This is a genomic window from Hymenobacter aquaticus (genome assembly GCF_004765605.1).
GTDB lineage: Bacteria > Bacteroidota > Bacteroidia > Cytophagales > Hymenobacteraceae > Hymenobacter > Hymenobacter aquaticus.
The window spans coordinates 632,032-645,903 of record NZ_SRLC01000002.1 but is presented as its reverse complement, the minus strand read 5'-3'; the positions used below and the strand labels follow the sequence as shown (position 1 = coordinate 645,903).

Below are 13,872 nucleotides of genomic sequence, written 5' to 3'. Positions count from 1 at the left end.
ACAGCCCTACCAGGGGCTTTAGCGTGTGCTCTGGCTTTTCGGCCTTGGCCCGACGCTAAGGCTATTTCTTTCACTTTCTTCCCCTTTTTCCTTCTATGGACGAGTACATTGGTATGATCAAACTGTTTGCGGGTAATTACGCGCCGCAGAACTGGGCTATCTGCAACGGTAACCTGATTTCAATTGCGCAGAACTCTGCCTTGTATTCTATTCTGGGTACTACTTACGGAGGCAACGGCACATCGACGTTCGCGCTGCCCGACCTGCGCGGGCGCGTGGCCGTCGGCGCCATTTTGGGCCAGGGCAATTATCCTCTGGGCTTAATCGGCGGGGTGGAGACGGTGACGCTGACGACCCAGCAGATGCCGGGCCACACCCACCAGCTGGTGGGCAACACGGCCACTGGCAACGTGGCCTCCCCCGCCGGGGCCATGCTGGGCGCGGCCACCGGCTCGATCAGCACCGGCGACGAGGTGACGGTGAACCCCTACACCACCACCACCCCCGGCACGCCGACGCCCATGAGCCCCAGCGCCATTGCCCCCGTCGGCGGTAGCCAGGCCCACGAAAACCGCCCCCCTTTCCTGGCCCTCAACTACATCATCTGCGTGAACGGGCTGTACCCATCCCGCAGCTAACTAAATAGCATTTGTGCTGGCTCTTACCAGCTAGACTCTTGTAAACCAACCTTTTTTCTCTTTCTATCGACATGGACGAGTACATTGGCATCGTTAAATTATTCGGCGGCAACTTCGCTCCCCGGGACTGGGCCTTCTGCAATGGTCAGCTGCTGCCCATCAATCAGTACCAAGCCCTGTTTGCCGTCATCGGCACGTTTTACGGGGGCAACGGCACCACCAATTTCGCCCTGCCAAATCTGAACGGCCGCGTGGCCGTGGGCATGGGTCAAAGCCAAAGTCAAACCAACTACACCATCGGCCAGGTCGGCGGGGTAGAGACGGTAACGCTGACGACTCAGCAGATGCCGGCTCACACCCACCAGCTGGTGGGCAACACGGCCACTGGCAACGTGGCCTCCCCCGCCGGGGCCATGCTGGGCGCGGCCACCGGCTCGATCAGCACCGGCGACGAGGTGACGGTGAACCCCTACACCACCACCACCCCCGGCACGCCGACGCCCATGAGCCCCAGCGCCATTGCCCCCGTCGGCGGCAGCCAGGCCCACGAAAACCGCCCCCCTTTCTTGGCCCTCAACTACATCATCTGCCTGAACGGCGTGTTCCCGTCGCGCAGCTAGCCAGCCGGGAGGCAGGTGGCGGCGCGCAGGAGCGCGGCAGGCCTGCTTTCCATTACCCTCAATGCACCAGAGGCACTGCCCGGCTTGAAAAAGCGGGGCAGTGCTTCCCTGTTTATTCAGTACCGGATACATTATACATACCCGATATTTCCCTTTCGCCTGCACGCGCCACCCGCTTGGGGCTGTCAGCGCTTGGTCCGGTTTGTCTCCTCTACTGCCAGCTGCTTTCCCCTAAGCGCGTAGGCCGAACACCTTTTCGCTCACTACTGCATCACTACACTTTTTCCTACAACCCATGAGTTTACCTTTTCTCTCTATCATTCGCCGAGCGATGCTCCCCTCCGACGTGGGAGAGCCTGGCCGCTGGCGTACAGCCGGCCAGGCATATGCGGGCCGGCTTCTGGCCTTCCTGCTGCTGTTGCTGGCCACCAGTGGCGCGCAAGCCCAAACGACGGCCAACAAGATCTACTGGGTGCAGAGCAGCGGCACGGCTGCCGACGACCGGCTTGCGTCGGCTAACCTGGACGGCACGGGCCAGACTGCGCTGGCCTCCGGGGCGAGCAACTTCGACAACCCCAACGCGCTGTGGGTGGATGCGGCCAACAACATTATTTACGTCGGTGATGGCGCGACTACCGCTACTACCGGCATTCGCACCTTCAGCCTGACGGGCACGCTGCTCAGCACCATTGTGCCGGGTACGTCTGGTGCTGGTATCAATGCCGTGCAGGTAGTAGGCAACAAGATTTACTGGGTGCAAAGCAGCGGCACGGCCGCGCTCGACCAGGTTGCTTCAGCCAACCTTGATGGCACGAACAGGACAACCCTGATTTCGGACAATTCGGCCACGACGTTCAACAACCCTCAATCGTTGTGGGTGGATGCGGCCAATAACGTTATCTACGTCGGCGACGGCGCGAACACCGGCAACACGGGTATTTCCCGCTTCACTCTGTCTGGCACGTACCTCAACACTATCGTAGCGGGCGTAGCCGGGATTAGCATCAACGGGCTGCAGGTAGTGGGCAACAAGCTCTACTGGGTGCAAAGCAGCGGCACGGCTGCTGACGACCGGCTTGTTTCGGCCAACCTCGACGGGACGGGTGTGACAGTATTGGCCTCGGGCAACTCGGCCACCACGTTCAACAACCCTCAATCGTTGCGGGTTGATGTTCCCAACAGCGTTATCTACGTCGGCGACGGCGCGAACACCGGCAACACGGGTATTTCCCGCTTCACCCTGACCGGCACGTACATCAGTACGGTCGTGGCGGGTGGAGTCTACAGCTTCAACGGCATAGGCAACAACTCCGTAGCCGCCAGCGCCCCGACGGTAACCACAACTGCGGCGGCCAGCATCACCTCCACCAGCGCCATCCTGGGCGGTAACGTAACGGCCGATGGCGGCGCTACCGTCACGGAGCGCGGCGTGGTATACAGCACCACCAACACCACCCCGACTACCAGCGACACGAAGGATACCAACGGCACGGGCACGGGTACTTTCTCCGAAACCATCGGCGGACTGACGGCAGGCACTACGTATTACGTGCGAGCCTATGCCATCAACTCGGTGGGCACCAGCTACGGCAGCGTGGTAAGCTTTACTACCCCCCCAAATGCTCCCGTGGTAACGGCGCCCGCCAACGGCAGCCTGCTGGCCACGACCACACCGGCTTACTCCGGCACGGCTACGGCCAACAGCACGGTCACGGTATACGTGGATGGCTCGGCTATTGGCACCACCACGGCCACGGCCGGCGGCACCTTCTCGCTGACCCAACCCACGGCCCTGACCCAGGGCAGCCACACGGTGTTTGCGCGGGCCAGCATCAACGGCTCGGCCCAGAGCGCCAACTCGAACACCAACTCCTTTGTGGTCGACACTACCCAGCCGAACGTCGCCATCAGCAGCACGGCCACCAGCCCGACCAGCACCTCGCCCATTCCGGTGACGGTGACCTTCTCGGAGCCAGTAACTGGCTTCGTGCAGGGGGATGTAACGGTCGGCAACGGCACGATTTCGGGCTTCACCGGCTCGGGGGCGTCCTACTCCTTCAACGTGACGCCCACGGCTAATGGTACGGTAACGGTGAACGTGCCGGCCAACGTGGCCCAAGACGCGGCCGGCAACTTCAACACCGCCGCCACCCAATTCAGCATCACCTACACGGCCCCCACGGCCACGGTCGTATCGATAACGCGCCTGCTGCCTTCGCCGACGGCCACGACTCAGGTAAGCTACCGGGTGGTTTTCTCGGGTAACGTATCGGGCCTGACGACCAGCAATTTCTCGGTGACCAGCTCCACGGGCGCCAGCGTGAGCTCCGTATCCGGTTCGGGTGCTAGCTACACCGTAGTGGTGAACACCGGCACTGGCAACGGAACTCTGACGCTGAACGTGCAGAATAGCGCGGGCATTTCGCCCACGGTCACCAACGTGCCCTACACGCTGGGCGAAACTTACACTATCACCAAGAGCTTCGCGGCGGCGCCCACCCTGCGCATTCAGGCCGCGGGCAGCGCCAGCGGCAACAGTGATGTAACGGCCTTCGTGGACGTAGTACAGGTGTTCAGCGGCGGCAGCCCCGTGGCCAATGCCCTGCAAAACGGCAGCTTTGAAAGCAACAACGTGGGGGCGAGCAGCTTCCTGTATCAGTCCCAAGGTGTAGTAGCTTCCCCCTGGACCTTTGGCGGGGCTTTCTCCGGCGTTTCGCGCAACAACAGCGCATTCGGCTCGACGGCCTTTTCGGGTGATGCGGTGCTGCTGCTGCAAAGCACGAACGGCGACAACAACGCCAGCGCGTCGCAAAACCTGGCCGTGCCCACGGGCAGCTACCAGGTCGGCTTCCAAGCCATCCAGCGCAACTACACCGCACGCGACCAGCGGCTGAACGTGTTTGTGAACGACGTGTTCGTAGGCAGTATTCAGCCTAACAACATCCCCACGTACGATGCCTTCACCTCGGCCGCGTTCAGCGTGACGGCCCCGGCCCTGACGGCTACTATCAGCAGCACGGCCACCAGCCCGACCAACACCTCGCCTATCCCGGTGACGGTGACGTTCTCGGCCAGCGTAACCGGCTTTGTGGCGGGCGACGTGACGGTAACGGGCGGTACGATTTCGGGCTTCACGGGCTCGGGCACGACCTACACCTTCAACGTAACTCCGTCAGCCAACGGCACCGTGACGGTGAACGTACCGGCCAACGTGGCTGTAGATGCTAACAATACGGGCAATAGTGCCGCTACCCAGTTCAGCATCGTCTACCAGCAGCTGGTGACGGCCGTCCCGGTGGTAACTGTACCCGCCAACGGCAGCCTGGTGAGCACCAGCACGCCCACCTACGGCGGCACGGCCCCGGCCAACTCGACGGTGCAGGTGTACGTGGACGGCGTGGCGCTGCCCAGCACCACCACGGCCAATGGCAGCGGCAACTGGAGCATCGCCCAGCCCACGGCCCTGAGCCAAGGCTCGCACACGGTGTACGCCACGGCCCAGAGCAACGGTCAGGCTGTGAGTGCCAACTCGAACACGAATACCTTCACGGTTGATTCCGTCCGCCCCGCAGTGGCTATCAGCTCCTCGGCCGGGGCTAACGGTAGCACGACCGGCACCTCGCCGATTCCCTTCTCGGTAACCTTCTCGGAAAACGTGACGGGCTTCGTGACCGGGGATATCACGGTAACGGGGGGCACGATTTCGGGCTTCTCGGGCACGAGCCCCGGCGCCACGTTTACCTTCAACGTGACGCCCTCGGCCAACGGCACCGTGACGGTGAACGTACCGGCTAACGTAGCCCAGGATGCGGCCGGCAACGGCAACACCGCCGCCACCCAATTCTCTATTATTTACTCGCAGACGGTTACGGCTACGCCAGTCGTAACGGCGCCGGCCAATGGCAGCCTGCTCAACACCGCCACGCCGGCTTACTCCGGCACGGCCGTGGCCACGGCCACGGTAACGGTGTACGTGGATGGCATCAGCATCGGCACCACTACGGCCTCGGCTGGTGGCAGCTGGACCTTCACGCAGCCTACGGCCCTGGCCCAAGGCTCGCACACGGTGTATGCCACAGCTCAACTCAACGGCCAGGCCGTCAGTGCCAACTCGAACACGAACACCTTCATCGTTGATTCCGTCCGCCCCGCAGTAGCCATCAGCTCCTCGGCGGGGGCTTCCGGCACGACGACCTCGACTTCGCCCCTACCTTTCACGGTGACCTTCACGGAAAGCGTGACGGGCTTCGTGGCCGGGGATGTAAGCGTCAGCAACGGCACGATTTCGGGCTTCGCGGGTTCGGGTGCGACCTATACCTTCAACGTGACGCCCTCGGCCAATGGCACGCTGACGGTAGACGTACCGGCTAACGTGGCCGTGGATGCGGCCGGCAATGGCAACACCGCTGCTACCCAGTTCACCTTTATCTATTCGCAGCCGGTAACGCCTGCGCCTGTAGTAGCGGAACCGGCGAACGGCAGCCTAGTAAACAATAACCGCCCGATTTACGGCGGCACGGCAGCTGCCAGCTCAACGGTCACCGTGTACGTCGATGGCTCGGCCGTTGGCACGACGACGACCAATAGCAGCGGCATCTGGGGCTTGATCCAGCCGACACCTCTGACCCAGGGCAGCCACACGGTGTATGCCACCGCCCAGCTCAGCGGTCTGGCCGTGAGTGTCAACTCCAACACGAACACCTTTACCGTCGATACCTTCCCGCCCACTGTAGTGCTCAGTGCTTCGGGCCTCACGAATGGCGCCACTACGAGCACCTCGCCCGTTCTTTTCTCGGTGAGCTTCTCGGAAAGCGTGACGGGCTTCGTAGCCGGGGCTGTAAGCGTCAGCAACGGCACCATCTCCAACTTCGCCGGCTCGGGCCTGAACTACTCGTTCAACGTGACGCCCTCGGCCAACGGCACCGTGACGGTGAACGTACCGGCTAACGTGGCCCAAGACCAAGCTGGCAACGGCAACACCGCCGCTACCCCCTTCAGCTTTATCTACAGCCAGACCGTTACAGCGGCCCCAGTGGTAGTTGTGCCGGCCAACGGCAGCTTTGTCAGCACCAGCACGCCCACCTACGGCGGTACGGCCCCGGCCAACTCGACCGTGCAGGTGTACGTGGACGGCGTGGCGCTGCCCAGCACCACCACGGCCAACGGCAGCGGCAACTGGAGCATCGCCCAGCCCTCGGCCCTGAGCCAAGGCTCGCACACGGTGTACGCCACGGCCCAGCTCAGTGGCCAAGCCGTGAGTGCCAACTCGAACACGAACACCTTCACGGTGGATTCCGTCCGCCCCGCAGTAGCTATCAGCTCCTCGGCCAGCAACCCCACCTCAACGTCTCCGATTCCGGTGAGCGTAACCTTCTCGGAAAGCGTGACGGGCTTTGTGACGGGGGATGTAACGGTAACGGGGGGCACGATTTCGGGCTTCTCGGGCTCGGGCGCGAACTACTCGTTCAACGTGACGCCCTCGGCCAATGGCACCGTAACGGTGAACGTACCGGCCAACGTGTCCCAGGACCAAGCTGGCAACGGCAACACCGCCGCTCCAGCCTACTCGGTTACCTTCCAGGCGCCGACTATTGCGGTGAATCCGGCCACGCTACCCAGCGGTACGCAGGGCACGGGCTACAGCCAGACGCTGACAGCCTCGGGTGGCACGGCCCCCTACTCGTTTGCCGTTACCGCCGGCGCATTGCCGACGGGTCTGACCTTGACGACCGGTGGCACGCTTGCGGGCACGCCCATCGTCAACGGCACGTTCAATTTCACCGTGACGGCGACCGACAACTCGGCAGCGCCGGGCCCCTTCAGCGGATCACGCTCTTACAGCCTGGTCATTGCGGTGCCGGTCGTGACGGCTACCACCTGGACCGGAAGCAATTCGAGCGACTGGTTCACGGCGGTCAACTGGACCTCCGGTGTGCCGACCACGAGCGTCGATGCGACCATTCCGACTTCGCCCAGCGGTGGCCGCTTTCCATCTCTCACCACGGCCACGGCCAACGCTCGCAACCTGACCATCAACAGCGGCGCAAGGCTGACCCAGACCAGCGGTACGCTAGTGCTGGCAGGTAACCTGAGCAACAACGGCACCTTCCAGCCCACGGGCGGCACGGTGAACCTGGGTAGCACAGCGTTGATTAGTATTGCGGGCAGCGGTACCACCCGCTTCTGGAACCTGACCATTGAGGCCAACGGGGCCTTGCTGGCTACCTCGGCCGGTGCGGCCGTGCAGCGGGTGCTCACCCTCAACGGCAACTTCAACACCAATGGCAATCCTTTCACGCTGGAGTCAGACGCGACGGGTACGGCCATGGTAATCAACAACAATGGGGCAACCGTTATTGGTCAGGCCACGATGCAGCGGTATATCGACCCCAGCCGGAACACGGGCCTGGGCTACCGCCACTACAGCTCGCCGGTGCAGACCACCACGGTAGCCGATCTGACGACCAGCGGTTTCTCCCCCGTCGTCAACCCGGACTATAACACCCAGGGCAACACGGTGAACCCCTTCCCCACCGTGTACGGCTATGACCAAGCGCGCATCGTGGGCACCAATGCCACGACGCAGAACTTCGACTACGGCTACTTCTCGCCCAGCTCGCTCGGCGACAATCTGGTGCGGGGCCGCGGCTACACGGTCAACATTGCCGCCAGCGAGAAAGTAGACCTGATTGGCACGCTCAACTCGGGCACTGTACCAGTAGGCAGCCTCTCGTTTGGGACCGAAGCCAATTCGGGCTGGCACTTGCTGGGCAACCCGTATCCGGCGCCCCTGGACTGGAACAAGGCCCGGACCAACTTGCCGGCCGGCGTAATTGATGCCATCTACGTCTATAAGTCGAGCACGCAGTACGGCGGTATTTACCAGTTCTACCAGAACGGCTTCGGCACGCTGCCCAACGGCACGGTGCCCGCCATGGCTGGCTTCTTCCTGCGGGTAAATCAGCCGGTTGCCTCCTTCAACTTCCAGGATGCCTGGCGGTCCACGTCCTACGACTCCCCCGTGTTCAACCGCCCCGCCGCCGATACCCGGCCCGCGCTGCAGCTGGATCTGGTGAGTGCCCAGGGTGTGCATGACCCTGCCTACGTATACTTCGAAGAAGGCGCCACGGCGGGGCTCGACGACCACTACGACGCCGAGAAGCTGCCCAACACCACCGGCCTGAACCTGGCTTCGGTGGCCGTGGGCAAAGGCCTGGCCGTGAACGGTCTGCCCCTGCTGACCACCAGCACGCTGGTACCGCTGACCGTGGGTGTACCCGTAACGGGCACCTACACGCTGCAAGCCGCGTCGTTGGCTAACTTCGGTACCACGTCGATTTATCTGCGTGACGCCGTAACCGGCCAGCAGATCGACCTGCAGCAGCAGTCCAGCTACACGTTCTCGGCCAGCAACGCCGCCCTGATTACGGACCGGTTCTCGCTGAGCTTCGGAGCAGTACGTCCGCTGGGCGTGGGCAGCAATGCCCTGGCCGCCAGCGTTACGCTCTACCCCAACCCAGCCCGCAAAACGGCCTGGATTGAGCTTCCCGCCGCGCTGGGCCGCAAGCCCGTGACGGTGAGCATGCTCGATGCCGTTGGGCGTGAGGTGCGGAAGGAAGTGCTACCCGCGCTGGGCGCTACGGCCCACGCGTTGTCGCTGCAAGAGCTGCCCGTGGGCGTGTACTTGCTGCGCCTGAGCACGGAAGCCGGCACCATTACCAAGCGCCTCATTATTGAATAAGCGGCGTCGCTAGCACAAAAAAGCCCCCTGAGTTTTCAGGGGGCTTTTTTTATGCCTTCTGCGCGGTAGCCGGCCAGTTACTCAGGCAGCAAGCCGCTGCTCACGGCGAACTTGATGAGGGCGGCGGTGTTTTTGGCCTGGGTTTTCTCGATGATGTTCTGGCGGTGGGTTTCGATGGTGCGCTTGCTGGTGAAGAGCTTGTCGGCAATTTCGGCGTTGGTCAGTCCCTCGGCAATCAGCTGCAACACTTCCAGCTCCCGCTTCGACAGCGAGCTGGTAGCCCGGGCGCTTTCCCCCACGGGCAACTCAGGAGCCTGAAACTTGCGCAGGAGCCCCATGGAAATGGCGGTGCACAAGAAGTGATGCCCGGCCGCTACCCGATGCAGGGCATATACCAGCTCACTGCGGCTGGTGTTCTTCAGGACGTAGCCCGTGGCCCCCGCATCCAGGGCCTGGGCCACATACCGCTCGTGGTCGAGCATGGACAAAATCAGCACCCGGATCTGCGGGTATTGTTCGCGTAGCGTGTTCAGGGTAGCAAACCCATCTTTACCCGGCATCGTCAGATCCAGCAGCACTACGTCGGCTGGCGTGCCGGGTAGCAGGGCCAGAAGTTCTTCGCCGTTGCCGGCTTCCCCTACCACGTCCAGCTCAGGCTCATCGCGCAGCAACGAGCGGACTCCGTCGCGGATGATGGCATGGTCATCGGTAAGAATTATTCGAATCATGACAGACACTATTAGCTCAATCGCTGCTTTCCGACCCGGCCCACCTTCAGTTGCCAGCGCAACCCTTGCTTTTAGCAGCCAGCACCGGGGGGAGGTATCCGGCTTCGGCAGGCGCCTCCGCCGGCCCGCCGAAAAACCTGCCGACCAACCGCCAGCTGGGCAGCAATATTACGCCGCCGGGCAGGCAAAGCAGCAGCAGGGCACTAAAAGCAGTATTTATACCTCTAAAGCGCGGCGCCTGTGACTACTCTTCATTATTCATGCGTATAAATACGGACCTGGCTTTTTTCCGTTTTCAGCCTTGGTAACCCCATCCGGTCGTAATACCTACGATTAGATATATTTTTGCCTAGTTCCCATTTGCGGCGAAAAACACCGCACCCTACTGGCTGTTAATATTTTACCTCCGGCCCACCTATTTTTTTCGTCGTATGACACGTATCATCCTGGCTGATGACCACACTATTTTGCGGCAGGGTATTCGGGCAATGCTCGTTGCGGAGGCCGACTTTGACGTGGTAGGCGAAGCCGGCACCGGCCAGCAGCTGCTCGATCTGCTGCCCACCACGCCCACGGACGTCATCGTGCTGGACCTGACCATGCCCGAGCTGGACGGCTTCGCGGCGCTGCCGATTCTGCGGGCTCAGTACCCCGAGGTGCGCGTGCTGGTGCTGTCTATGCTCGACCACGAGCGGTACGTGGCCCAGGCCCTGGACGCGGGAGCTGCGGGCTACGTCCTGAAGAATGCCTCCATTGCGGAAATCGTGTACGGCATCCGGACGGTGGCGCAGGGCCGGCCCTTTCTGTGCACCGAAATCGGCCTGGAGCTGCTGCGCAAGCTCACGATGAACACCGGCAAGCCCTGGGACGGCGGCCCCGACCATCACCCGGCCGAGCTGTCGGGGCGGGAGCTGGAAGTGCTGCAGCTCATTGCCGAGGGACTGACCAACGCCGAAATTGCCGACAAGCTCTTCACCAGCAAGCGCACCATCGAAACCCACCGCCAGAACATCATCGAGAAAACCCAGGCCAAAAACACCGCCGCCCTCATCAAGTTCGCCGTGAACCAAGGCCTGGTGAAGTAGAATCGGGGTCTGGGCCCGCGCCCCATTCTGTGCCGAGGCGGCACTCAGAGCACCCCGGCCAGCCCGCTGATGCTCAGGGCCACCACCGCCGTATTGAAACCGAACGACACGATACCGTGCAGCAGCGCCAGCCGCCGCAGCTGCCGCCCGCTGATGCTCACGTCGGCGGTCTGGGCCGTCATGCCGACCACGAAGGAGAAGTAGGCAAAGTCGAGGTAATCGGGCTGCTGCTCGCCGCCGGGAAACTCCAGGCCGCCGGGGCGGCCCGCGGTGGTGGCATCGTAGTAGAGGTGGGCGTAGCGGAGCGTGAACACCGTGTGCACCAGCAGCCAGGCCAGCGCCACGGCGGCCGTGGCCAGCCACACGTGCAGGTGCCGCTCGGAGCGGCTGAGCTCGTGCACCGAGCTGAGCAGCAGTAGCACCGCCAGCAGGCTACCCAGCGCCGCTACCAGCACAAACACGAACGACAAGGTGCGGCTGGCATCTTCCCGCCGGGCCGTCTGGCGAATGTGGGCCGCGTCGGCCGTGGTAATGGCCGCCCAGATCAGCAGCAATGACGACAAGCCGAAGGCGTCCCAGGCGGCTACGATGCGGGCGGCGGGTGGCAGCGTGGCCAGCCCCGCCCAGGTCAGCAGGCCCAGGGCCAGGGCCAGCAGCAGCCGGGGCCCCGCCGGCAGCTGGCCCGTGCGGTGAATAAGTCGAAAAACGGCAGTCGGCATACAGACGGGAAGCGGGAGTCGGGAGCCAAAGGTGCGTAATTCTCCCGGCTCAGCTTCTACGGTTCACCGGCATTTTTTGGATGGTTCCGATTGCACCAAAAGCCGTTCCGGGTAGAGCGGCTTGGTGGGTGGCTTGCTGTTGCCGGCCGGCTTGGGTGCTGCCGGAGTTCCGTGGAATCTGGGCGAAAAATATATTTTTATGTAAATTAAACTTTACATTAAGTAAAATAAACTATACATTTAGAGCATACTTCACCGCCTCATTCTGTTGGTATGCCGACACGCTATTTATTTCCGCACCGCTACAAGCTGCTGGGCCTGGGCCTGGCCGCAGTGGCCCTGGTACTGGGTTTGCTGGAATGGTACAACCTGCTGCACCTGCCCCATTTGCTGGCGTGGCTGCCCTCGCCCATCGGCAGCGCCGACCTGCCAGATCTGGTGAACGGGCGGCAGGTGCGCGCCAACCACGACCTGTATGCCATTGTGCTCATTGGCGGCGGCCTGCTGGCAGCCTGCTCCCGCGAAAAGCACGAAGACGAATACATTGCGCAGCTCCGGCTCGAATCGTTGCTGTGGGCCATGTACGCCTACTACGCGTTGCTCGTGCTGGCCTTCCTGCTGGTCAGCGGCATGCCTTTTTTCGAGGTCATGACCTACGCCATGTTCACGCCGCTGCTGCTGTTTCTGGTGCGGTTTCACGTGGTCCTGTTTCGCGGCGCTAAAGCGGCTATGCATGCAGAATAACATCCGCGTAGAACGGGCCGTGCTCCGCCTGACCCAGGAAGAGCTGGCCCAGCGCATCGGCGTAAGCCGGCAGACGATTAACGCCCTGGAAGCCGGCAAGTACGTGCCCTCCACGGTGCTGGCCCTGAAGCTGGCCGCCGTATTCGGCAAACCCGTCGAGCAGCTCTTCGCCCTCGAAGCCGCAGACTAAGCCCGCCGTGCGCCGCTAGGCCTTGGCCGCCGCAAACCAGATGGTGAAGGCCGTGGTACCGGCCGGGGTGGTTTCGAGGCTGAAGGTGAAGTCGTGCTGGAGCAGGATGTCGCGGATCATGGTGAGGCCGATGCCCTGCCCGTCGCGCTTGGTGCTGAAAAACGGAGTGAACAGCCGCCGCTGCACCTCGGGCGCAATGCCGGCCCCGTCGTCTTCGATGCGCAGCATGGGCGGCTGCAGGCTGGTATGAATCGTCAGGTTGCCGTCTGCGCCAATGGCTTCTAGGGCATTCTTGACGATGTTGAGCACGGCCTGTTCGATCTGCTGGCAGTCGAGTTCCACCCAGAGCGGGGCGGGGGCCAGCGCCCAGTGCCAGGCAATACGGCGCTTTTCGCTGGGCACCAGCATCAGGCGGTGAATGGAGCGCAGCAAGTCGTGCACGTCGCAGGGGCGGCGCGTGGGCGCGGGCAGGCGCACCAGGTTGGCAAAGTTGGCAATGAAGTTGGCCAGGTGGGTATTGCGGTTGATGGACACCTCCAGGGCCTCCGTGAAGTCGGGCTGGTCATCGGGGCGCAGCTGCGGGGTGTAGTAGCTGAAGCTTTGCAGGATGGAGTTGATGGCCCCGATGGAGTTGTTGATTTCGTGCGACATCATCCGGATCAGCTTCTCGTAGGCCTGCTTTTCTTGCCGGATCAGGTCTTGGGTCAGCTCTTCCAGCACGATGAAGTTGCGGGTGAAGCCCCGGTCGAGGAAGTGGGAGCAGTGGGCGCGGTAGGTCCGGATGCCCGAGAGCTGCACCACCTGGGGCTGCCCGGCCCGCAGCGTGCTCAGGGCCGGGCCCCAGCCGCCGGGCAGCTCACTGGGCAGCTGGCGCAGCAGCCCGGCCAGGGGCAAGAGCAGGCACCGCTCGGCGGCGGGGTTGGCGGCCTCAATGCGCCCGTCGAAATCGAGCAGCAGGATGCCGGCCGGTGAGGCCTGAATCAGGTGCTCCAGCAGGTAGCTTTTCTCGTGCTGCGTGACGCGCTCCTGCCGCAGCTCGTCAATCATGTGGTTATACACGTCGATGAGCTGGTCCATTTCGCGCTGGCCGACGGGCACGAACTTCATGGAAAAGTCTTTGGCCCGAATGGCCTCGGTGCCGGCCGCAATCAGCTGAAACGGCCGCACGAAGCCCCGGTAGAGCTGCACGGTGAGCACAATGGACCCGAGCAGCATGACTTCCGTGGCCACGAACAGCGGCGCGTTGGTGCGCATCACCTGGGCGGCCAGCGCAATCAGGACCCCGTGAATAATGACGACAAAGAGCAAAAACTTGACGCGCAGGGTCATGGGTAAGGATTAGGCCAAAGCTAAAGGCTAGAAAGCTAGGAGAAGCTACAAAGCTAGTTCCCCTCCTCAGATGATGTT

9 protein-coding genes are annotated in these 13,872 nt (G+C 62.7%); 6 read left to right on the top strand and 3 right to left on the bottom strand.

Features of this window, described 5'->3' with window-relative positions; translation table 11 throughout:
* The first annotated feature begins 95 nt into the window (after positions 1-95).
* From E5K00_RS15495 to E5K00_RS15485, 3 genes are all read left to right on the top strand, one after another.
* Entirely contained in the window at positions 96-638 is a 543-nt protein-coding gene (locus tag E5K00_RS15495) for a phage tail protein (protein WP_135464223.1), read from the top strand.
* A gap of 71 nt (positions 639-709) precedes the next feature.
* Positions 710-1,258 carry a phage tail protein gene (locus E5K00_RS15490; RefSeq protein WP_135464222.1) on the top strand — a complete coding sequence of 183 codons (549 nt, stop codon included), beginning with the start codon at positions 710-712 and terminating at the stop codon, positions 1,256-1,258.
* Positions 1,259-1,589: 331 nt separating this feature from the next.
* Positions 1,590-8,999: an Ig-like domain-containing protein gene (locus tag E5K00_RS15485; protein WP_167856919.1), complete on the top strand. Its 7,410-nt coding sequence runs from the start codon at positions 1,590-1,592 to the stop codon at positions 8,997-8,999.
* 77 nt (positions 9,000-9,076) lie between these two features.
* Here the strand turns inward: E5K00_RS15485 and E5K00_RS15480 are convergent, their stop codons facing one another.
* On the bottom strand, positions 9,077-9,727 hold the full coding sequence (locus E5K00_RS15480; RefSeq protein WP_135464220.1) for a response regulator: 651 nt from the start codon (positions 9,725-9,727) through the stop codon (positions 9,077-9,079).
* A gap of 431 nt (positions 9,728-10,158) precedes the next feature.
* Between E5K00_RS15480 and E5K00_RS15475 the strand changes: the two genes are divergently transcribed.
* A complete protein-coding gene (locus E5K00_RS15475; RefSeq protein WP_135464219.1) occupies positions 10,159-10,812 on the top strand; it encodes a response regulator in 654 nt (217 codons plus the stop codon).
* Positions 10,813-10,856: 44 nt separating this feature from the next.
* Here the strand turns inward: E5K00_RS15475 and E5K00_RS15470 are convergent, their stop codons facing one another.
* A complete protein-coding gene (locus E5K00_RS15470; protein ID WP_135464218.1) occupies positions 10,857-11,531 on the bottom strand; it encodes a DUF1345 domain-containing protein in 675 nt (224 codons plus the stop codon).
* Between the two features lie 273 nt (positions 11,532-11,804).
* Between E5K00_RS15470 and E5K00_RS15465 the strand changes: the two genes are divergently transcribed.
* Positions 11,805-12,275, top strand: coding sequence for a hypothetical protein (locus E5K00_RS15465; RefSeq protein WP_135464217.1), 471 nt, complete (start codon positions 11,805-11,807; stop codon positions 12,273-12,275).
* Positions 12,265-12,465 carry a helix-turn-helix transcriptional regulator gene (locus tag E5K00_RS15460; RefSeq protein WP_167856918.1) on the top strand — a complete coding sequence of 67 codons (201 nt, stop codon included), beginning with the start codon at positions 12,265-12,267 and terminating at the stop codon, positions 12,463-12,465. Before E5K00_RS15465 ends, E5K00_RS15460 begins: the two co-directional genes overlap by 11 nt.
* 15 nt (positions 12,466-12,480) lie before the next feature.
* Here E5K00_RS15460 and E5K00_RS15455 read toward each other — a convergent pair whose 3' ends face one another.
* Positions 12,481-13,794, bottom strand: coding sequence for a sensor histidine kinase (locus tag E5K00_RS15455; RefSeq protein WP_135464216.1), 1,314 nt, complete (start codon positions 13,792-13,794; stop codon positions 12,481-12,483).
* Positions 13,795-13,872 lie beyond the last annotated feature (78 nt).